Below are 21,472 nucleotides of genomic sequence, written 5' to 3'. Positions count from 1 at the left end.
AACATCGACAAGAATGTTGCGTTCAATGCAACGGAGTAACGAAATGTTTGGGGGGCATGAATTAAGCGAACGAACCCTGCAATACCTGGACGCAGTTGCACGTTTTGGCAGCATCCGCTCCGCAGCCACAGCCATCGGTGTCAATGCGTCCACCATCAGTCGTCAGATTGCGGCCCTTGAAGACCAACTGGCCCTCAGCCTGCTCATGAAGCGCGGTCGCGTCACGGCCCTGACGGAAATGGGGGAGGTCGTCTGCAATTATGGACGCGAACGCGCACGTCTGACCAAGCGCTTCCAAAGCAGTCTTCAGGAATATCGCACGCTGGAACGCGGACATGTCACGATCGGAAGTGGCGAAGGCATTGTCAGCGTTCTGATCAAGGCCGTTCTGCACCGGTTCGTCGCCAGTCATCCCGGCATCACCATTGAAATCCGCACCGCTCCCCTGCCCCAGCTTGTCCAGATGGTGCGTGATGATGAAGTCGATGTCTGTATTTACGCTGGCACAGCGCGCGACCCCATCCTGAACGCCCGCCCGTTCCAGACCGAACCGTTATGCGCGATCCTGCCAGCCACACACCCACTGGCTACGAGAGACACCGTGACCATGGAAGATATCGTGGATAGTCCGCTGATCTTCTTTCAGTCCCACTTTGCCGCACAGACCTATGTCGATGCCATTCTGGAAGATCGGCAGCTTAACTGTTTCCCGGCTTACCGGTGCGATCTGTTCGGAACGGCTTTGTCCCTTGTCGCGCATAATCTGGGTATCGCTTTCATGACCAAAGGTGCCGCACAGGATTATATTGATCTCAATCGCGTCTGCGCCGTTCCTCTAGACCATCCTATTGCGAAATCCTTTGAACGTTATGCCGCCGTGCGCGCCGGCCGACGTCTGATGCCAGCGGCATTCGACCTGTGGCGGGATATTCTGACTGCCAATTCAGGAGTGTTCCAGACTCCTGCCTGACTCGTAATCGTTGCCTCTTAAAAACATTTGGCATCACCATTTTGTCAGAGCGAACAAGAAATAGTCATTTCCATTATTGGCGAAAACTCAGGAAGAAAGCGCATCACACATCACGCTATTCCTTGAGGAGAGCGCCATTGGACACATTCTCTGATCCCAATCCGGTTTCGGCCACGCTCTCTCGCAGGCGGCTTCTGGCCCTTTCCGGTGCCTGTCTGACGGCAGTTGCCATAGGCTCGGCAAAAAAAAGTTCTGCTCAAGAAATAGTGTCCTCAAATCGTGATGGCATTTCCGACTTCATGCAGCTTTCCACCTTTGCAACCGGCCATAAAAACCTGGATCTCGGTGTTGGATCGGCACTTTTCCTGGCTTTTGAGGCTCAGAAACCGGATTTTCCAACGCAGGTCGCAGCCCTTCGTGAGCGTATTGCGAAAAACGGATATCCGGATGTCGAAGCGCTGGAGGCAGCCCTCACCGGTGATCCTCTGCACGCCACGCTCCTCCAGATTATTCGCGGCTGGTATTCTGGCGTCATTGAAAGCGGAACGAATGCCAAGGTTTACGCCTTCGAAAAAGCGCTGATGTATCAGACATCCCGCGATGTCGTCGTCATCCCGACCTATGCTCATAACGGGCCGAATTACTGGGTTGCAGAGCCCGCTTCCGTCGCTGTCATGCCGGAATTCTAAGGGAATTATCTCAGTGATCATGCGATATTTTCGTCCTCTGTCCGGCACAGCCCTGACGACTGTCCTGCTCCTCGCCGGAACGTCCGCTCTGGCGCAACCGACAGAGCCGACACCCGCCTCAGCCCATCGTCCCTCCATCAGCCGCGGTCACTATCTCGCGATCGCAGCGGACTGCGCAGCCTGTCATACCAACGGACGGAATGGTCAGTTTCTGGCTGGCGGATATGCCATTTCCTCCCCAATGGGGAATATTTATTCCACAAACATTACACCATCGAAAAAATATGGCATCGGCAATTACACGCTCGAGCAGTTTTCACAGGCGTTGCGGCACGGTATCCGCGCCGATGGAGCGCAGCTTTATCCGGCCATGCCATATGACGCCTATAACCGCCTGACGGATGAAGACGTCAAATCGCTCTACGCCTACATCATGAATGAGGTGAAGCCTGTAGACGCTCCTTCGCCTAAAACGCAGCTTCCCTTCCCGTTTTCCATCCGCGCCTCTCTGGGGATCTGGAAAATTGCCGCACGGATCGAAGGCAAGCCTTATGTTTTCGACCATACCCATAACGACGACTGGAACCGCGGCCGTTATCTGGTCGATGAACTGGCCCATTGCGGCGAATGCCATACACCTCGTAATTTCCTCCTCGCCCCGGACCAGTCCGCCTATCTCGCCGGTGCGGACATAGGCTCCTGGCGCGCACCCAATATCACCAATGATCCCCAGAGCGGCATCGGCGGCTGGTCGGATCAGGATCTCTCTCAGTATCTGAAAACCGGCCAGACAGCGCATGCCCGTGCGGCTGGTCCAATGGCTGAGGCGGTCGAGCACAGCCTGCAATATCTGCCGGATTCGGACATTTCGGCAATCGTGACCTATCTCCGTTCCGTTCCGCCCAAGACCGAAGCCGGAGAGACCGTCGCCAATTTCGCACATTCCGGCCGTCCATCCAGCTACAGCGTGGCGGACGCCAATGCGCGCCGAAACCACAGCACTCTGGCCCAGACCACAGACGGCGCTGCACTCTATGAAGCGGTTTGCGCGAGTTGCCATCAATCCAACGGCAAAGGATCGCCTGACGGATATTATCCCTCCCTCGTGGGAAACACGACGACGGGTCAGCGCAATCCGAACGACCTGATTGCCAGTATTCTGTATGGCGTGGATCGTACGACGGAAAATCATGAAATCCTGATGCCCGCTTTCGGCCCAGGCTCTCTGGTTCAGCCGCTGACGGATGAACAGATCGCGACAATTGCAGATTACGTTCTCAGCCACTTTGGCAACGCACAGGCCACCGTTTCCGCTGAGGCTGTCAAACAGGTCCGTATGGGCGGCAAGCAGGTTCCGCTCGCCCAGCTCGCAAATCCGGGCGTGATGCTCCTGTTCGGGGCCGGTGGTGTCCTTGGGATCATCATCGTGGTGGGTGGCATCTGGTGGCTGGTCAGCCGTCGCAAACAGCGTGTCGCTCAATAGAATTCAAGGATCATATCATGTCTGGTGAAACGCTTTCGGCTGATGTCGTCATCATTGGTGCAGGAATCTGCGGCTCCCTGCTTGCCCATAAACTCGTCCGCAACGGACTTTCCGTTCTGCTGTTGGATGCCGGTCCGCGCCGCGACCGCTCGCAGATCGTAGAGAACTGGCGGAACATGCCGCCCGACAATAAATCCCAGTACGATTACGCAACGCCTTATCCCAGCGTTCCGTGGGCTCCGCATACCAACTATTTTCCGGACAATAATTACCTGATCGTCAAAGGACCGGACCAGACGGCCTACAAGCAGGGCATCATCAAGGGCGTTGGCGGCACGACATGGCACTGGGCCGCGTCGAGCTGGCGCTACCTGCCCAATGATTTCAAACTGCATTCCACCTATGGCGTCGGACGCGACTACGCCATGAGCTATGACGAACTCGAACCCTATTATTATGAGGCCGAGTGCGAAATGGGCGTCATGGGGCCGAATGATGAAGAAATCATCCCTTCAGCGCCCCGCAAAAACCCCTGGCCCATGACCTCCATGCCTTATGGCTATGGAGACCGCACTTTTACCGAGGTGGTCAGCAAGCTCGGCTTTTCAAACACGCCCGTTCCACAGGCCCGTAACAGCCGCCCCTATGACGGGCGCCCCCAGTGCTGCGGCAACAACAACTGCATGCCGATCTGCCCGATTGGCGCGATGTATAATGGCGTCTATGCCGCCCTGAAGGCTGAAAAGCTCGGCGCGAAGATCATCCCGAACGCCGTCGTCTATGCGATGGAAACGGACGCGAAAAACAAGATCACTGCCATCCGCTTCTACGACCCCGAAAAACAGTCTCATCGTGTCGTTGCCAAAACATTCGTCGTGGCGGCCAACGGAATCGAAACCCCGAAGCTGCTGCTTCTTGCCGCCAACGACCGCAATCCCAACGGCATTGCCAACTCGTCCGACCTCGTCGGCCGGAACATGATGGACCATCCGGGCATCGGAATGAGCTTCCAGTCCGCAGAGCCCATCTGGGCGGGTGGCGGATCGGTCCAGATGAGTTCCATCACCAACTTCCGAGACGGCGACTTCCGTTCGGAGTATGCCGCAACACAGATTGGTTACAACAATACGGCCCAGAATTCGCGCGCAGGCATGAAAGCCCTCTCCATGGGGCTGGTCGGCAAGAAGCTGGATGATGAAATCCGCCGTCGTACGGCGCATGGTGTGGACATCTATGCCAACCATGAAGTTCTGCCCGACCCGAACAACCGCCTCGTTCTTTCGAAGGACCATAAGGACGCTCTGGGTATTCCACACCCCGAAGTGACTTATGATGTGGGCGAATATGTGCGTAAATCGGCTGTTATTTCCCGGCAGCGTCTCATGGACATTGCCAAGGCCCTTGGCGGAACGGAAATTGAGATGAGCCCGTATTTCACGCCCAACAACCACATTACCGGTGGCACCATCATGGGCCACGACCCGCGCGATTCCGTCGTAGACAAGTGGCTCAGAACCCACGATCACGCCAATCTGTTTCTTGCAACAGGTGCCACGATGGCGGCCTCGGGAACGGTGAATTCGACTTTGACAATGGCTGCGCTCTCGCTGCGCGCCGCAGACGCCATTCTCAATGATCTGAAGCAGGGATAGGTCTTTTGAAAACAATGTTCCAACGCAGGACCACGGGCGTCGTCCTCAGTTTTCTCATCGCAACAACAGGCTTTGCATCAGCGAAGGATCTGACAGTGAATCTGACAACTTCCAATACTCTGATCGAGCAGGCCAAGAAGCTGGCTACGGCCAGTCATAACCGCGTGGCCATAGCGATTGTCGATGCAGGCGGAAATCTGGTGGCCTTCCAGAAAATGGACGGCACACAGCTCGGCAGTATCGAACTGGCTATCCGTAAAGCCAAGACAGCCGTGTCTTTCGCTCGCCCCACCGCCGACATGGAACATGCCCTCAACAGCGGCAACTACATGATCAGCACGCTGCCCAACGCGCTTCCCGCAGGTGGCGGTTATCCGATCGTGGTGAACAACGAACTCGTAGGCGCCCTTGGGCTGAGCGGTGGCGAGGGCGAAACCGACGCCCATCTCGCCCAGTCCACAGTCACCACGTTCCTGCAGGCTTCAAAGGCAAAGAGCACTGAATGAAAACCCGACGTCTCCTGCACAGGAAAAAACTCGCCGGGTTTTTCCTGTGCGCGGTTCTGGGGATCATTGGCCCCGGCCGTCAGGCACTCGCACAGAGCGAAACCTCCCAGAACCTTGCGACACCTGACTCCTACAAGTCCCGCGCTTTTGCCATGGAAGGCGTGGGCACATTCACGGTTGGCCCACTCGTGCCATCGCTGTACGGCAACCCTCATCTGTTCGGAGACTGGGGCGGAGCCCAGACATGGCTGACAAAGCACGGCATGTATCTCAATGTCGCGCTCAATGAAGAATACATGGGCAATGTTACCGGCGGCCGGACGCGAGATAACGTGCTGGCCGGTCAGGTAGCGGCCGAACTGGATGTGGACTGGCAGCAACTTGCAGGCGTCAAAGGGCTCTGGACGCATCTTCTCGTGATTAACGGACATGGACGCAGCTTCAGCCACACTCTGGGCGATTCTGTTACAAATCCAGAACAGATTTATGGCGCACGCGGTAACGTCATCGCGCATCTTGTCTCCATGTATGCGGATAAATCCTTCCTGAACGACCGGATCATCCTGTCTCTTGGCGACATTCCGACAGGAAGTTTCTTCGCTTTTGATTACGTCGCCTGTTCCTTCATGAACGTTTCGGTGTGCAGTAACTTTGCTCCCGGTAAATATGTTCCCGGCGGACGTGACTGGCCGTCAGGGAATCTGGGGGGCGTGTTGCGCCTGCGACCGACAGAGCAGACCTATATCATGGCGGGCGTTTTCGCGGTGTCTCCACACAGCTATAACGGCGGCATTTCAGGCTGGGCCCTGGCCCAGAGCGGCCTGGGGAAAGTTTCGTCACAGATCGAAATCGGCTGGATGCCCTCTTTTGGCAAAGACAAATTGCGGGGCAATTACAAGCTGGGAGCCTGGTACGACAACTCGCGCTATCCGAACCTCTACGAAGACATCCACGGCAACTCCTTTCAGGCCACGGGTCTGGAACGCCGTTATGAAGCCGGGATGACATCAGCCTGGTTCATGTTCGACCAGATGCTGGTCCGCAACGGACCAGGCGTGACAGACGGACTGATCGTGATTGGTGGCGTCGGATATGCGCAGGGCAATCTTGTTGCCATGCGCGACCACGAATGGATTGGTTTCGTCGAGAGCGGAACTCCATGGCATCGAAGCGGCGATCAGGCCGGTATCATGTTCCAGCACATGGACATGAGCCATACCGTGACCCTTCAGCAGGAATCGTCACTGGCGCTCGGACTGCCCTATCTGGCCAATCAGTGGGGCCCTGTTTACGGGGTGCAGCACTGGGAAAATGTCTATGAGGCCTTTTACAGCACCCACATCATGCGGGGCACAACCCTGCAGGCTGATTTCCAGTACCTTCAGCGCCCGGGAGCCACAACGACGTTCAAAGACGCCGCCGTCATCGGCGGGCAGTTAACGTCGAATTTCTGAGATCCTCCTGCAAAAGAGGATCTACAGAATTCCCTCAGCGGTCCGTCAGAGTTTTGAGAAACGCAATAATGGCCTCGCGATCATGCGGGGTCATGGCGGGCTGCTCGCCGGGTTTGCGATCGAATGGAGCGTCGGTCGTGTCCAGATTGGCGCGATACTGGGCCGGGAGATCGTTGTACGCCTCGACATCTCCGGTCTTTGAAACCGGATAGAAGCGTTTGGGTTCAAGATCGCGCAGGGCGTAGAAATCAAGTACGTCCTCTAGCGAACGAAAAACCCCGTTATGGAAAAAGACCTTGCGGGTAGCCACGTTGCGCAGCGTCGGCGTGGTGAACATCCCGCAGTAAAGACTCAGAGCCGTTCGTCCGTCAGGCTGACGATCACAGACCCCGAGATCATAGGAAGACGGGTTGTGATTGGCCTTGAGCGCCATGTTGCGCGGCGCTCCCAGAGCTTCGTACTGGTGATCCGTGAACAGTGGCGGCAGGCGCGTGCTGGCGACCGTATCGACATGACATGCCGCGCAATTGCCTTTTGCGAAATCATTGAACGCCAGATATCCCTCCCGTTCCAGAGGGGAGAATTTTTCATGCCCTTCGAGCCATCCATCGAATTTACTGTTGTAGCGATGAAAGGCCGGGTCTTCGATCTGATACCGGGCCATGGCAAAAATCGCCTCGGCCAGCAGGAGCGAAGAGGAGGCGTGGGCGCCAGCACCCGCAAGCTGTTTCAGTGTGTCCGAATAAGGCGCATGGATGACGCGATCCGTCACCTTTTCAGGCGTCGATGCCATTTCGGCGGGATCGTAAAGCGGGCCGAGAGCCTGCTCCTGCAAGGTGTCGGCACGACCATCCCAGAACAGGCCACCCTGCGGTACCATGTTCGCTGATGCAGCGCCCGGATTGGCCGCATTTTTTCCGCCACGCTGCGTAGCCGCCGCATTGGCCACGATGGCGGGCGCGGCTTCGCTGGTCGGATTATCAGGACCGATGCTGAAATTGGGGCTCCGCTCGGCATAGGTCAGGGTCGGAATAGAGCGCCGCCCCTGAAGATCCAGATGCGCACCACCCAGAAAAACAGGTGTTGCAGCCGAGGATGCGTAATGATTTCCGGGTTCATGGCACGACGCACAAGACAGTCGTCCAGACCCGGAAATCAGAGGATCGTGAAAGATCTGTTTCCCGATTTCCGCCATCTGCGAGAGCGGATGAACATCCGGTCGCCGCAACGGCACAGGACAGGGATTGCTGCCATCCTCTGCGGGAAGGCAGGAGCCAGTCTGCTGCGCCAGAGCACTTCCCGTCCAGAGAAGTGCGAGAAGAGTGATGCGACCCAGAACGGGCCGCATCCGATGGTGAAAATCGGGCATAAAGATCAGAGGTAGCGTGAGAACATGGAGAAGATCGAGGACAGCAGGGAGGAGAAATAACCCTGCGCGTTATCGTTGGACGCCGTGTCACCCGAGTGATGGCCGAACGGTGAGTCATCATGCCCGAAAGAATGATGGCCGCCGCCATGATGCGGGTGACGGGTGGCAACGATATCGCCCGTGTTATCGTCGAGTTCAAGCGTTTCCGTGTTGGGGTCGTGACGGAAGTCGAACAGATCGTCGATCTTGCCAGCCGTGGCATCGAAGGACCCCTGCCCCAGACGCTTGCCGCCGAGCCAGTTGTCTTCAATGAAGCGCGCGATGGACGCCTGGGTCGTCAGGGTATGGCTGACGAAGTTCTGCTTGGCCCAGGGCGAAATCACGATCAGCGGGATACGCGTGCCGGGTCCGCAACGACCATTGACCGGCTTTCCGCCAACACCTGTCGGAGCCGTACCGGTACCGCAGATGCCCGCGCCACCCAGCTGGTCCGCAGCAGCATCGAAAGAGCCATGTGTCGGCGCGACATAAGCATGGTCATACCAGCCGTCGGAGTCATCATAAGCGATCAGGATCGCCGTATCCTGCCATTCCGGCAGCTTCTGAACGGCATTGACCACATCAACCACACCAACCTGCTCGTCCAGCGGGTCAGAATAGCCGGCATGACCGTCCTGATAGGCCGGGAGCTTCACGAAAGACACGGCAGGCAGGTTGCCGGCTTTCACGGCGGCGTAGAAATCCTTCAGATCATATTCATGATTTGCCGGTTCCTTTTTCGCGGTCCCCGGAACGTAGCTGTATCCGATGGAGCTGACCGATGCCGGGCGTGCATGGGTCGGATTGGACGTGCTGAGGTAATACTGGAACCAGTTGTGATGAGGGATGTAGTCCGCAACATTTTCGGACACGATGCTGGAATATGTCGTGCGCGAACAACCCGTGGACCCGTCCGTATTGGAGGCGGTAAGGTCAAAGCCTCCCATGAAGCCGCCCCAGGTAATGCCACGCTCGTTCAGCAGATCGCCGATATTACGACCCGTCATCATGCCCTGATTGGTCGTGGAGGAGCAGGCGTCGTAGCCAGGGTCGATGTCGTTGACCATCGTCCAGCCACCCTGTCCGTCAGCCACATACGCGGACGACTTGGCAACGGTGGACGGCTTCTGCGTGGTCGCCAGCAGCTTCAGACCATTCGTCTGACCGGAAACGACTTCAAGCGCACCCGGCGTCGAAGGGCCATAGGTGTCGGTGTAGGAATTGTCGCTCATGGCAAAGCGCTGTGCATAACGCCAGTACGCCGTGACCGTGTTGCCATCGTAATAGCCGAGAACCTGCCCCTTGGTGCCGAAAGCACCAACGCCGCCGGATGTGCCCTTACCCGTGTAGAGCGGGAACAGGTCCGCCTTGCCGTTGTCATAGGCCATCTGTTCGGCCGTATAGGCGTGATTCTGGTCAGCCGTGCTGGCCTGCGTACGATCCAGACGGAACGGAAGCGCTGCGTCAGATCCGTTGGCCGTATTGGTGTTGGGGTTCTGCTCCAGCAGTCCCTGCGAAAGCAGGTTGTTGACTGTCGGCGTACCCGGACGCGCCCTAAAGCCTGGCTCTCCCGTGGGGTTCGCAGCCTTCGGATAGGTGGCGAAGTAATGATCGAAGGAGACGTTCTCCTGATAGATCACCACCAGATGGCGAATGGGCGTCTTTGTTTCGGACCCATGCTGGAATGAACCCTGATTCTGGTTCTGTCCCTGATCGTTCCAGGGATTCCAGCCACGGGCCTGGCTGAGGGCAGGAGCGGCAACGGACAGGGAGAGAAGAACGGACAGTGCAATTTTGGTGCGCTTCGCAGACACGTCGCGGAATCTTTCATGATGCACGGCATGACCGGAGCAGGGTGCCAGAGGTTCGGGCGAACACCATCTTTACCGGCCCACGCCAACACAGTGGATGAGACAGTGCGTTAACTAAATGAAAGCCTTTGAAAGAAGTGTTATGGTTTCGTGAAAAGCGATATCGTTTGACACATCACTGTCACGGAGCCTCTCCCGACGCCGGATCGAAATGAAACGTCGGCTTTGGCTGCCCCGAAATGGGGGGAGCCGACGGAGCGACCGGTGGCGTAACCGGCGCCATTGTCCCCTGCGGCTGGGGCGCAGTCTGAAAAGGATGTTTCGTAAAAACCGGGGCAAGGCGCCGCACACTTTGCCCACGTCTGAGAATCACCCCGGTCGCGCTGATCTCCGCAACACTCCAGTCGCCCACTTTGTCCCCGACAGCCACGACCTTGCCGCGACTGCCAGAAGCGCCGGTCCGGACGATCGCCCGCCATCCTCCCGGATGGCCAGAAATCCCCACAACCTGCGGCTCACCCGCCTGCACAGCGCCTCGTCCCTTTGGCTGGCGGTCAGGCTCGAACAGGGGGCGCGCCAGAATAGAATCGACATCAACCTTCTGCGGCTCCTTTGACGGTTGGGCACAGGCCTGCCCCATCAGCAGGAAGCTCCCGAACAGACCAACCTGAAACCGTCGTACCAACATCATCATGGAACGCCTCTTCCCTGAACAGACCGCATTTTCTGCCCTCATATCCTCACTCTCCCGCCGGAGCGGCGAGCAGCGGGCGCACCAGAATGGCGGGCCAGAGTTCCCGCCCGTCGATGCGCTCCATTCGGATGCGGACCAGCAGGGGAAGCACCCGGCTTTCCCATGTTTTCTGCCAGACATAGTGCCCCTCAACGACGCCGTAATAGGAAAATTCAACGCGCCCCACGTCGCGGGCCAGCGTTTCTTCGTGCGGAACTTCAGGTTGCAGGGCGCAGTCCGCCCGGCGGAACCGCCGCCAGCGCAGAACCAGCCGTTTGCCCGCATCCACGCCAAACGCCACCTGAACCTGCTTGCCGTAACCGCCCTGCTCCGGAAGCCACGACACGAAACCGAGCCGCTCCGAATCTCCTGAAAAAACGGAGCCTCCCCGGACATCGGGAGTCTCCGCGCGCTCGATCAGACGGCGCAGAGAATCCTCCCCCCCCTGAAACGTCGCTTCGTCTGCATAACGTCGCTCCGCCTGCGACCAGCCCCGCGTTCCCACTCCCACACCCTGCCAGAGGGCGACGGACAACAGCCCGAACACGACCGTCACGACCAGAATTTCCAGCAGCGTGAAACCGTCTTCTCCAGAATCTGGATTCATTCCTGCACCGCAGCCCCGACTGCCCTCCCCGACAGGGATACAGACCGCGCCGCGCCGTCTTCCCACACCCGCACCTCGACGGAAAACAGCCCCAGTGGTGACCGCTCCCCCTGTGCGGGAGACGCCGCAATCTGGCGGATGTCCACGCTGGAATGATAATGCGGCGGAACGTCATAGGTCTGCGACCCCGGCCGGAAAGACGGCATGGCCAATGCACCATCCAGTTGCGACCGGGCCACAGAGAGCAGACGCAGACCATGATCCGCCCGTCCCCCACCCGCCAGTCCGGCTTCGATCGAGCCCAGCATGGCCGCCAGAGCAAAACCCGCAATCATCAGGGCAACGATAACTTCCAGCAGCGTAAAACCCTGATCTTGGCGCAAAGTGCGAACCGGCCGTTCAGCGCTCATCGATCTGAATCCGTCCCGTCACGTCACTGAAGCTGACAAGGGCGGCATGATGCCCCAGAACAACCATCAGCGGCGCCCCCGTCACGCGCCCATCCGCCATGAACCGGTAAGACGCCCGCGCCATCATCCCGCCCGAGACCGTCGGAACAAACACCCGCGCAGGCTTGTGAATGCGCGTCGTCCGGAGTGTGTGCCCCTCAACCGTCAGGAACGTTCCCTCCGCGCTGTCCAGCAGAACCGTCACGGTTTCACCGCGGGTTTCAGACAGATCCTGCGCTTGATGCAGAAGATCCACGACCTGCCGCCGCGCCACGGAAAAGGACAGGGCCTCACTGCGCAGCGGTCCCCGCTCCAGCGCAACACCCAGCAGGATTCCGGCAATGGCCAACACCACCATGATTTCCAGAAGGGTAAAACCGGCCTCCCCCCGGCTCTGTGCGTCAATGGGCAAGATCATTGAGGCTCAGCATCGCCAGAAGCAGCGCGGAGACGATCCCGGCGACCAGAACGCCCATGATGATGGTGATCGCCGGGACAAGAATGGCCAGAAGACGCTGGATGATGACGCGGCTTGCATCCTCGTGAATATCTGCGGACCGCAGGGCAATGGCCGAAAGCTGTGCCGTTTCTTCACCCACGCGCAGAAAATGGATCATGGTTTCGGGGAAAACCTTCGTCCGCTCCAGGGAATAGGCCAGGCCCCGCCCCTCGCGCATGTCCCGCGTGGCCTCGCTCACACACGCCGCGCCCACCGTATTGCCAATCACCCCTTCCGTGATTCTCAGAGCCCCCACAATGGGGACACCGTTCTGCATCAGAGTGCCGAGCGTGCGGGTAAACTGGGCGGCCATGATCTCCAGCAGCAGCGATCCGAGGATCGGAACCCGCAGCAGAAAACGGTCAAAGGCAAGCCGCCGCTCAGGCTTCCGAAGTATGGCGTGAATACTGACGCCCGCAATTCCGAAAGCGGCCAGCAGCAGCAGCCCCCAATGCGTCAGGAAACTGCCCGTCGCAATCACGATCCGCGTTGCCAGCGGCAGAGTGGCGCCATTTTCTTCAAACAGAGGCACGAACTGCGGCAGCACCTGCGTCAGCAGAAGCACGATCGAGAACACGGACGCCACGACCAGAACCGCCGGATAGATCATCGCGGACTGGATGGTCGCCCGGAGCTTTCTCTCCCGTTCGAGCAGCTCCGAAAGATGCAGCAAAGCCTCTCCCAGCGCGCCCCCCGCTTCCCCGGCCCGGACCATGCCCACATAGAGTTTTGGAAAGACAGAGGGCATGGTCTCAAGGGCCTCGGCAAAGGCCTCACCATCCCGCACGCGGTCCCGCAACGCGCCGATGACCCGACCATTGCGCGGTCCCACGGCCGTTTCCCCCAGAAACCTGAGAGCACGGTCCAGATCAAGCCCGGCGGCTAGCATAGTTGCCAGTTTGCGAGTAAAATCCGCAACCTCCGCAGGCCGCAGCCGAAGCGTATGGCGTCGCCCCAGCAGCATCCGCACACCGCCCTGCACGGCGCCGCCCCGCGTTGCGGGTGCAACCTGCACGACCATCAGTTTCTGCCGTTGCAGCCGCTGCATCACCTGCTGTTCGGTGCTGGCAAGCATGTCTCCATGCACCAGCCGTCCGTCCGGGCCAACCGCGCTGTAGTGCCACGTCTCGGAAGGACCCGATTCCGCACTCATCCGTCATGCCCAATGATGCGCGAAACCTCTTCAAGGGACGTCTCGCCTTCAAGCGCCAGTCTCAGACCCGCCTGAAACAGCGTTTCCATTCCTGCCGCAACGGCGGCCTGTTCGATCTCGGAATGGTCCGCCCCTGCCATGATGAGGCGAGAAATCTCCCGCGATGTCGGCAGGAATTCCGCCACGGCACTGCGGCCGCTATAGCCGGTCTGACGACACTCCGCACAGCCCACCGGATGCCACAGCGTGTGCGACGCCCCCGGATCAAGACCCAGGCGCTGCGCCAGTGCCGGATCGACAGCTTCGGGACGGCGACAGTGTCCACACAGCCGCCGCACAAGCCTCTGCGCCAGAATACCGCGCAGAACGGCCGTCATGAGATAATCTTCCAGCCCCATGTCCCGCAGTCGCGTCACCGCCGCCGCAGCCGAATTCGTATGCAGCGTGGACAGCACGAGATGCCCGGTCAAAGCCGCCTGAACGGCGATCTGGACGGTCTCGATATCGCGGATCTCACCGACCATGATGACATCCGGATCCTGACGCAGAATGGCGCGGAGCAGACTGGCGAATGTCAGCCCGATGGCCGGTCTGATCTGAAGCTGGTTGATCCCCGAGAGTTGATACTCCACCGGATCCTCGACCGTCATGACATTGCGCTCGGTCGCATTGAGCCCGGCCAGTCCGGTGTAAAGCGTTGTGGTCTTGCCTGAACCCGTCGGCCCCGTCACCAGAACAATCCCGTTGGGCATCTCCAGCGCAGAGCGGAATGCCGCGATGACGGAGGGCGCAAGGCCCAGACGGCTGTAGTCGAAACTGACGGTCGTGCGGTCCAGAACACGCAGGACAACCGTCTCCCCATGCAGCGACGGAACGGTCGAAACCCGGAAATCCACCTCATGCCCGCGCACGGCCAGCTTGATGCGCCCGTCCTGCGGCAACCGGCGCTCCGCAATATCCAGCTTGGCCATGATCTTGATGCGCGACACGATCGCAGCCGCCAGACGCGGGCTCTGGCTATCCACCTCATGCAGCACGCCGTCATAACGATACCGGACCACAAGCCGGTCCTCGAAGGGTTCGATATGAATATCCGACGCCCGCGTTTCCACAGCCTGGAAAATCAACTGGTTCACCAGCCGGATGATCGGTGCTTCGCTGGCGAGATCCTTCAGCCGGTCCGTATCGTCCTCCGCGGCAGACCCTTCCGCGTCGAAAGCACCCTGCCCTCCGGAGCCGTCCGCGCCGTCCTCAGGATAAAGCCGGTTCAAAATCGCTGAAATATCCGACGGCCGCCCCACCTCACGCCGGACCTCACAGCCCGTAGCAAGCTGAACAGCGGCCGAAGTATAATCATCCAGCGGATCCGCCATGGCCAGACGCAGCGTACCCTGCGCATGGTCCAGCGGAACGGCCCGTGCCTGATGTAGGAACCGTGACCCCAGATCGTCAGGCAGGACCGGTTCCTGAACGGCAGCCAGATCCTCCGGCGTCAGAACGGTTCCGTCCAGCATGGCCGCATAGGTTGCGGCCAGATCGCCTTCGCTGACCAGACCGAGCTGGAGCAGAACAAGCGCCAGAGACTGCCCGGTCTCAGTCGCGACGTTCCGCGCACGTTCCAGCGCGCGACCTTCGCAGACGCCACGCTCGCTCAGAGCAGCCTCAAGGCGCGCATCAGCCGAAACCATGCAAAACCCCCGCGGTCTTACGAGACAGACGGACGCTTCTCATGAGCTTGTCGTGCAACTGCAAATCCGCCAGTGTCCCATCGCCATGACCGTTTCCCTGCTTGTTGCCGTTTTCCTTCTGGCCCCGGTTGCGGGGAGTTTCCTGGGCGTGCTCATCCGCCGGATCCCAAGAGGGGAAACCGTGGTCTCCGGCCGCTCCCATTGTGAAAGCTGCCATGTTCCGCTGTCTGCCCGCGACCTGATCCCGATCCTGTCCTATGTGGCGCAGAAGGGGCGGTGCCGTCACTGCAAGAGCCGGATTGCCCCAGAGCATCTGTGGATCGAACTTGCAGCGCTCACCGTGCCCGCCATGGCCCTTCTGGCCCGCGTGATCGCCGGTCATTTTCAGGATCTTCCCTTCCAACTGGCCGACTGGGACGCGCTGCCCTTTGTAGGAGACTGCATCCTTGGCTGGGGGTTGCTGGCCCTGTCCGTGATTGACCTGACCTGCCTGCGGCTTCCCGACATGCTGACGCTGCCGCTGCTTCTGATGGGGCTTGTGGAAGGATATGCCACAGCCGGAACGGACGGCGTGCTCGACCGTGCGCTCGGCAGTGCGGCGGGGTGGCTGATCTTCGCGCTCATTGCCGCCGGATACCGGATGATCCGTCACAGGCAGGGTCTCGGGGGTGGGGACGTCAAACTACTGGCCATGGGCGGAGCCTGGGTCGGGCTGGGCGCGCTGCCTGTCGTCATCGGTGCGGGTTCGGCCTTGGGTATCGTGCTGGCTCTGGCAACGGCCATGCGCTCGGGGCGCTTCAACATGACGATCCTTGTTCCCTTTGGCCCGTGCCTTGCCGCGGCGATCTGGCTGGCGCGTCTCATGCTGTGTCGTTCGTGATCCTGCGATGACTTACCCGATGCGCTTGTGAAGGGACCAGAGAGGTTTTCGAACTGTCATGAATTTATAATATTCCAGCCCTGTCATCGTGCAGGGGTGGAATGATATTGCCTCGCGAAGCTTTTCATTGCCTTTCATGTGGACCGTTTCATCAGGTGGCCCCTCCCCGCTTTTTCCATGTTCTGTCTTAACGCATGATCCTGTCGATACCGGGGCCTGAGGCTGTTTTCCGGTGGTGGGTGAGCCGTATGGCGGAGCTCCTGCCTGCCGCCCTGAGGCGGGACCAGCGGCAGGATGTGCGCCTCCCGGTCCGGCGTGACGGCACCCTCGCGCCCAACAGCCTGTCCCGCCTTCCGCTCCCGGCCTCCCGCAAGAAGAGCCTTCTTTCAGCCCGTCCCGCGCCGGTCTGCCTTGTCCTGCCTGCCGGTGCCATGCTTGCGCGTGAACTCACTTTACCCCGCGCAGCCGTCCCCCATGCGGTGCAGACCATCGGCTACGATCTGGACAGACTGACCCCGTTCCGTCCCGAAGACGTCGTCTGGACTGTCACGCCAACGGGGAAATCCTTTCCCCTGCGCAACGGTCAGGTGGGCTTCCGCCTTCTCGTGGCACCGCATCGTGCCTTTGAAGCGGCGATGCAGGAACTGGTGCAGCATGCCGTCATCCCGACGCATCTGCGGTGCGAAGGTCTGGAGGGCGCCCTGCCACTTGGCACGCCCTCGAAAGTCAGGAAAATCCGGCCTTCCCTGCTCGTCCTGCTGGGTCTTGCCCTGATCGCAGCCCCCTTCATTCGTCAGGAAATCTCGCGTCTGCGGCTCGATCATGCTCTCTCCACGCTGTCCGCAGAAAAGCAGCAGGCCGAGGCGCTGCGACGGGACATCGCTGGTTTCACACAGGGACCAGCCGCCATCCGCCGGGAAGAACACAGGCTGGGATCGTCCCTCCTCGTGTTGCAGACGCTCACGCAGGCCCTGCCGGAAGAGACGTTCCTGACGGAACTGCATCTCCATGAGCGTCATGTTTCGCTGGAAGGACAGTCCGCACAGGCCACGCAACTGATCGGCATTCTGGAGCATCACGCCGCGTTTTCGAACGCAGCTTTCTCGGGGCCGATCACACGCTCCGAAGACCGTCGGCAGGATCTTTTCACCCTTCATGCTGACGCTCCGGGCTGAGCCTGATGTCCGCTTCCGCCTCACCCCCCATGTCCGGTCTGCCCGACGGACGAAAAGGACGCGTTCTCGCCCTCGGCATGACGGTCGTCCTACTTGTACTGGTCGCCTCTGCCGCCTCCCTTCTGCTGAACCAGTATGCCGAGGGACAGGCCGATCTGGCCGAACAGCAGGATATTCTTGCCCATACGCAGATCCTCGTGGACACCTTGCCCGATCTTGAAAAACGGGCCCAAACGGCATCGCTTCAGGCCCGTGACAGCACGCTTCTGATCAGTGAAACCTCGCAGGAAACGGCCCTTGCCCGCCTCCAGCAGATCGTGCACGACACCGCCCTTGAAGGTCAGGCCCTGCCGACGAGCATGGAACCACTCCCCGTTTCCCGGGCCGGAGCGTTCGAGAGGCTCGGCGTGAGGGTTTCCCTCACCACCTCCTATGCCGTGCTGGTCCGTCTTCTGGACGCTCTGAACCACAGTACTGCTCCGCGCCTGCTGGTCGATGATCTCCGGATCGACGTGTCCGGCAACCCGCAGGCGATTGACGAAATGGCTGAAGGGCGCGCCCTGGATGCTTCCTTCACCATCCTCGCATTGCGCGATCCCCACTCCATCGCGGCATCCACCGCCCCCCGGCCATGATCCCTTTCCGCCGACAGAACAGACTGAGAGACAACGTGCCTGCTTCCCTGTCCATTGCCATCTCCGGGATGTCCCGCCGTTTCCTCCTCATGGCAGCACTTCCGCCGCTGGCCCTGCTGGCGGGCTGTTCGTCCACGCCACCACACCTGACACCCCTGCCGGTCTCGAAACATCTGTACGGCCAGACGGCCACGCCCCGCGTTGACGGTCCGGTCGGGAGCATGGAATCCGCTCGGGGCGGCATGCTGAGTTATGGCCGGCCCTCCGGCACTCGTCAGACGGGCGGTGGCGCCTCCGAAAATGGAACCCTGACCCTCAATTTCGTGGACGCCGATATCCAGTCGGTTACGGACGAAATTCTCGGACGGTTGCTTCAGGCCAACTATCTCGTTGATTCAAACGTCCACGGCACCATCACCCTGCGCACGCCGCATCCGCTGCGTCAGGACCAGCTTCTGCCGGTTTTCCGGACCGCGCTCGCAGGCGCGGGCGCAGCGCTGGTTGAGGAGAACGGCATTTATCGCGTGACCACCCTTGCGGGCACGGCGGGAACCGGCGGCGGAACGGCAGGCAACACGATCGTTCCGCTGCGCTACACCTCGGCTGAAAGTCTGGTGAAGGCGCTTCAGCCCATCCTCAAGGGCGGGGACCACATCGTTGCGGCCCCGGCGGGAAATGCCGTCGTGATTTCGGGCGATCCCGCCACGCGGGCCTCTCTGGAAGAGCTGGTCCGGACGTTCGATTCCGATGTGCTGGCCGGGCAGTCCTATGCCCTGTTCCCCGCAACCAGCGGCAATGCCAGCGAAGTCTCGCAGGCCCTTCAGGCTGCTCTGGGCAGTAAAAAGGAACAGGCGCTGGCGGGCCGGATGCAAGTCGTGCCCATGCCGCATATCGAAGCGGTGATGGTCATTGCTGCAACTCCCGCCCTTCTGGATCAGGCCCGTCGTGCCTTTTCGGTCATCGAAGCGCAGCGTCGCAGAACCGTGCGGAAATGGAATGTGTTCTACATCCAGAACAGCCGGGCGAACGACGTGGCCTACGTTCTGCAACAGGCCTTCACCCCCGGCCATGTCACGGCCGTTCCCACGGCAAAAGCCCAGACCTCCTCTTCGGGTTTCCAGAATTCCTCGTCCGGTTCCGGGAGTTCGGGAAGCTTCGGCAGCGGGATGGGCTTCGGGTCTTCCAGTGGCGGAACCTCCCAGCAGGGCAACCAGCTCTCGGGCTCCGGTCAGAACGGTTCCTCTTCGGACGGCCAGGCCGGCCAGACGCAGACCGCACAGGACGGAATTTCGAATAATCCCCTGCTCGGCGGGCTGGGTCTGGGCAGTTCGGGCAATAATTCCGAAACGGCGGAAATCCGCATCATTCCCGATACCCAGAACAACGCCGTTCTGGTCTATGGCACGGCCAATGAGATGGAGACCGTGGCCTCCATGCTCCGCAAGGTGGACATCATGCCCCTTCAGGTCCGGGTGGATGCCACGGTCGCCGAAGTGACGCTGAATGATTCGCTCAATTACGGCACGCAGTTCTTTTTCAAATCGGGCGGAATAAACGGCATTCTCAGCAATGCGTCCCAGTCTCTCGGAAGCGCCAATCTGGTGTCGTCGCAGCTCTCCAGTTCGTTCCCGGGTTTCGTTCTCGGCGGATCGGGACAGGGGGGAGCGCCCTTCGTCATCAACGCGCTTCAGGCCGTCACGAAAGTACGCGTCCTGTCCTCGCCTGAGCTGATGGTCGTGGACAACCAGCCCGCTTCCCTCATGGTGGGCGACATGGTGCCGTATCTGACCGGCTCGACCACCGGGGTTCTGACGTCGAATTCCACCATTACGAATTCGATCAACTATCAGCCCACGGGCGTGATCCTTCAGGTCACCCCCCATGTCAGCAATGGCGGAACGGTCACGCTCGACATTTCCCAGCAGGTCAGTTCCGTGGCTTCCAACACGACGACAACCGGCAGCGGGTCCATCAACAGCCCGACCTTCTCCCAGCGTCAGGTTACGTCACGCGTTGTCATCGCGGACGGTCAGACGGTCGGACTGGCGGGGCTGATCTCAGACACGTCCAACCGCAACAACAGCGGAATGCCTTGGCTGAAGGATATTCCACTCCTTGGGATGCTGGGGGCAAACCAGACCAACACGCGAAACCGCACGGAACTCCTGATCCTCATCACGCCCCATATCATCCACAGCCAGAGCGAAGCCTACGCCCTGACGGAGGATCTGCGCGAACAGCTTCTTCACGCAGCGCTCCTGCCCACCGAAATGAACGGAATGTCCCCGACCGGCTCGGCAGATCCGCAGCACCGCATTCTTAAAGCGGTCGGACTGCACGACTGACATGCCGCCCGGCACCCCGTCGCTCCCCTTGCGTCCACGCGGCCCGCTGCGCGGACCGGAGGCAGGGTTTGCGCTGCTGCTGGTGCTCTGGACGCTCGCTTTTCTGGCCCTGATCGGCACGCAGGCCCTGATGCTGGGCCGGGCGTCGCTGAACCTCGAAAGCACGGCACTCTGGAAAGCACGGCTCCAGACAACGGCAGACGCCGCCATCACGACGGAACTCTACGCCGTCGCCACGAGACGCACGCGCCCAGCGGGTCAATGGTCTTCCAGCCCTGAGGCCACGGAGTTTCAGGTCAGGACGCGCAGTCAGATCCGACGCGATAGGATCAATCCCAACATTGCCAGTCAACCACTGATGGCAGCGCTCCTGATGACGCAGGGTTTTCCATCCGATCAGGCCGCCTCTCTGGCAGCCACGCTTCTAGCGTGGCGCAGTGAAGGATTTCATGTGGCGGACAAGGCCTCGGCCTGTGTGTCACAGGGGCTGCCGTTTCATGATCTGGATGATCTTTCGGCCGTTCCCGGCATGACACCCCTGCTGCTTGGGGGGCTGGAGCCGCATCTGTCCTTTGCCCAGCAGGAGCTGCCCGATCTCCACACCGGCGATCCGTCCGTCCGGCAGGCTCTGCTGAAATCCGGAATTTCAAGTGGGGCGGATCAGACGGATCCGAACAGCGAAGGAAACGGCGTCGTTCTTGTTTCCGTGGACGCCATCGTCTTTCACGGTGCTTTCAGGATGTGGCGTCATGCCGAGGCCATTATGCTTCCTGATGAACGCCCCATTCCCTGGCGTCTAGTCCGTCTGGAAACCATGACGCCAGACAGCAGTCCTTCAGGGATTGCAGATCATTCCTGATCCCGCCTCGCCCCGGCCGTTCGGTCCATGAGAACAGAGGTCATAGTCATGTCCCTCCCGCTCCGATGGGGCGTGATAGACATACGCATGGTTCCAGGGATCGGCAGGAACAACGCCGCCCTTCAGATAGGGGCCGTTCCAGTTCTCCACCGATGACGGACGATGGACCAGCGCGTCCAGACCTTCCTCCGTGGATGGATAATCGCCCGTATCGAGCTTATACATGTCCAGAACCGTACCGATCCGCGCGATCGACTGCTTGACGACGGATTGGCGGGCGCCCCCCAACTGGCGCAGTGCAGCCGGCGCCACAAGCCCGACCAGCAAACCCAAAATGGCCAGAACCACAAGAATTTCCAGAAGGGTAAAACCGGCATCATCGCGATGCTCGGCGCGGGAGACCTGTCTGGGACATGACATTTTGATGACGTACCTTTTTTAACCGTTCGTCAAACGGTACTAAAGCCTTGAACCTT

Annotated in this window: 20 protein-coding genes; 11 read left to right on the top strand and 9 right to left on the bottom strand. The window is 60.0% G+C overall.

Translation table 11 applies throughout. The annotated features are described in order from the left end of the window. Positions 1-43: 43 nt before the first annotated feature. The 6 genes from JK208_RS09120 to JK208_RS09095 all read left to right on the top strand — a co-directional run bounded on the left by JK208_RS09120 (position 44) and on the right by JK208_RS09095 (position 6,754). On the top strand, positions 44-970 hold the full coding sequence (locus tag JK208_RS09120) for a LysR family transcriptional regulator (RefSeq protein ID WP_249202059.1): 927 nt from the start codon (positions 44-46) through the stop codon (positions 968-970). A 137-nt stretch (positions 971-1,107) separates the two neighbouring features. Beyond that, positions 1,108-1,659, top strand: a complete 552-nt coding sequence (locus tag JK208_RS09115; protein ID WP_211575752.1) for a sorbitol dehydrogenase family protein — start codon at positions 1,108-1,110, stop codon at positions 1,657-1,659. A gap of 19 nt (positions 1,660-1,678) precedes the next feature. Continuing rightward, positions 1,679-3,142, top strand: a complete 1,464-nt coding sequence (locus JK208_RS09110; RefSeq protein ID WP_211575750.1) for a cytochrome c — start codon at positions 1,679-1,681, stop codon at positions 3,140-3,142. 17 nt (positions 3,143-3,159) lie between these two features. Then, positions 3,160-4,794: a GMC family oxidoreductase gene (locus JK208_RS09105; RefSeq protein WP_249202058.1), complete on the top strand. Its 1,635-nt coding sequence runs from the start codon at positions 3,160-3,162 to the stop codon at positions 4,792-4,794. A 95-nt stretch (positions 4,795-4,889) separates the two neighbouring features. Further along, a complete protein-coding gene (locus tag JK208_RS09100) occupies positions 4,890-5,300 on the top strand; it encodes a heme-binding protein (protein ID WP_194268225.1) in 411 nt (136 codons plus the stop codon). Continuing rightward, positions 5,297-6,754, top strand: coding sequence for a carbohydrate porin (locus JK208_RS09095; RefSeq protein WP_194262458.1), 1,458 nt, complete (start codon positions 5,297-5,299; stop codon positions 6,752-6,754). The genes JK208_RS09100 and JK208_RS09095 overlap by 4 nt, the downstream gene beginning before the upstream one ends. Before the next feature lie 34 nt (positions 6,755-6,788). Here JK208_RS09095 and JK208_RS09090 read toward each other — a convergent pair whose 3' ends face one another. From JK208_RS09090 to JK208_RS09055, 8 genes are all read right to left on the bottom strand, one after another. Continuing rightward, positions 6,789-8,123, bottom strand: coding sequence for a cytochrome-c peroxidase (locus JK208_RS09090; RefSeq protein ID WP_249202057.1), 1,335 nt, complete (start codon positions 8,121-8,123; stop codon positions 6,789-6,791). A 5-nt stretch (positions 8,124-8,128) separates the two neighbouring features. Next, entirely contained in the window at positions 8,129-9,805 is a 1,677-nt protein-coding gene (locus JK208_RS09085; protein ID WP_408870686.1) for a phospholipase C, read from the bottom strand. Positions 9,806-10,154: 349 nt separating this feature from the next. Continuing rightward, positions 10,155-10,667 carry a hypothetical protein gene (locus JK208_RS09080; protein WP_211575747.1) on the bottom strand — a complete coding sequence of 171 codons (513 nt, stop codon included), beginning with the start codon at positions 10,665-10,667 and terminating at the stop codon, positions 10,155-10,157. 46 nt (positions 10,668-10,713) lie between these two features. Further along, entirely contained in the window at positions 10,714-11,313 is a 600-nt protein-coding gene (locus tag JK208_RS09075; RefSeq protein ID WP_211575745.1) for a prepilin-type N-terminal cleavage/methylation domain-containing protein, read from the bottom strand. Beyond that, the gene (locus JK208_RS09070) at positions 11,310-11,723 is read right to left on the bottom strand and encodes a prepilin-type N-terminal cleavage/methylation domain-containing protein (RefSeq protein ID WP_211575743.1); all 414 of its coding nucleotides are present in this window, start codon (positions 11,721-11,723) and stop codon (positions 11,310-11,312) included. Before JK208_RS09070 ends, JK208_RS09075 begins: the two co-directional genes overlap by 4 nt. Next, a complete protein-coding gene (locus JK208_RS09065) occupies positions 11,713-12,180 on the bottom strand; it encodes a Tfp pilus assembly protein FimT/FimU (protein WP_211575742.1) in 468 nt (155 codons plus the stop codon). Before JK208_RS09065 ends, JK208_RS09070 begins: the two co-directional genes overlap by 11 nt. Beyond that, positions 12,164-13,414, bottom strand: coding sequence for a type II secretion system F family protein (locus JK208_RS09060; protein WP_211575740.1), 1,251 nt, complete (start codon positions 13,412-13,414; stop codon positions 12,164-12,166). Before JK208_RS09060 ends, JK208_RS09065 begins: the two co-directional genes overlap by 17 nt. Further along, positions 13,411-15,102 (bottom strand): GspE/PulE family protein, encoded by a 1,692-nt coding sequence (locus JK208_RS09055; RefSeq protein ID WP_211575738.1) that lies wholly within the window; start codon positions 15,100-15,102, stop codon positions 13,411-13,413. Before JK208_RS09055 ends, JK208_RS09060 begins: the two co-directional genes overlap by 4 nt. A 52-nt stretch (positions 15,103-15,154) precedes the next feature. Here JK208_RS09055 and JK208_RS09050 point away from each other — a divergent pair, with 52 nt between their 5' ends. The 5 genes from JK208_RS09050 to JK208_RS09030 all read left to right on the top strand — a co-directional run bounded on the left by JK208_RS09050 (position 15,155) and on the right by JK208_RS09030 (position 20,996). Continuing rightward, entirely contained in the window at positions 15,155-15,982 is an 828-nt protein-coding gene (locus tag JK208_RS09050; RefSeq protein ID WP_349291974.1) for a prepilin peptidase, read from the top strand. 248 nt (positions 15,983-16,230) lie between these two features. Further along, complete coding sequence (locus JK208_RS09045) at positions 16,231-17,157, top strand: PilN domain-containing protein (RefSeq protein WP_211575736.1); 927 nt, start codon at positions 16,231-16,233, stop codon at positions 17,155-17,157. Between the two features lie 5 nt (positions 17,158-17,162). After that, the gene (gene gspM, locus JK208_RS09040; RefSeq protein WP_211575731.1) at positions 17,163-17,792 is read left to right on the top strand and encodes a type II secretion system protein GspM; all 630 of its coding nucleotides are present in this window, start codon (positions 17,163-17,165) and stop codon (positions 17,790-17,792) included. 35 nt (positions 17,793-17,827) lie between these two features. Then, complete coding sequence (gene gspD, locus JK208_RS09035) at positions 17,828-20,137, top strand: type II secretion system secretin GspD (RefSeq protein WP_211575729.1); 2,310 nt, start codon at positions 17,828-17,830, stop codon at positions 20,135-20,137. A gap of 1 nt (position 20,138) precedes the next feature. After that, positions 20,139-20,996 carry a type II secretion system protein GspK gene (locus tag JK208_RS09030; RefSeq protein WP_249202056.1) on the top strand — a complete coding sequence of 286 codons (858 nt, stop codon included), beginning with the start codon at positions 20,139-20,141 and terminating at the stop codon, positions 20,994-20,996. Here JK208_RS09030 and gspG read toward each other — a convergent pair. After that, entirely contained in the window at positions 20,973-21,416 is a 444-nt protein-coding gene (gene gspG, locus JK208_RS09025) for a type II secretion system major pseudopilin GspG (RefSeq protein WP_211575725.1), read from the bottom strand. The two genes, JK208_RS09030 and gspG, sit on opposite strands and share 24 nt — an antisense overlap. Positions 21,417-21,472: the final 56 nt, after the last annotated feature.

It is taken from the genome of Gluconobacter sp. Dm-74, from assembly GCF_018256135.1.
Classification (GTDB): domain Bacteria; phylum Pseudomonadota; class Alphaproteobacteria; order Acetobacterales; family Acetobacteraceae; genus Gluconobacter; species Gluconobacter cadivus.
The sequence above is the reverse complement of the archived record's forward strand: the minus strand, read 5'-3'. Positions and strand labels throughout refer to the sequence as shown.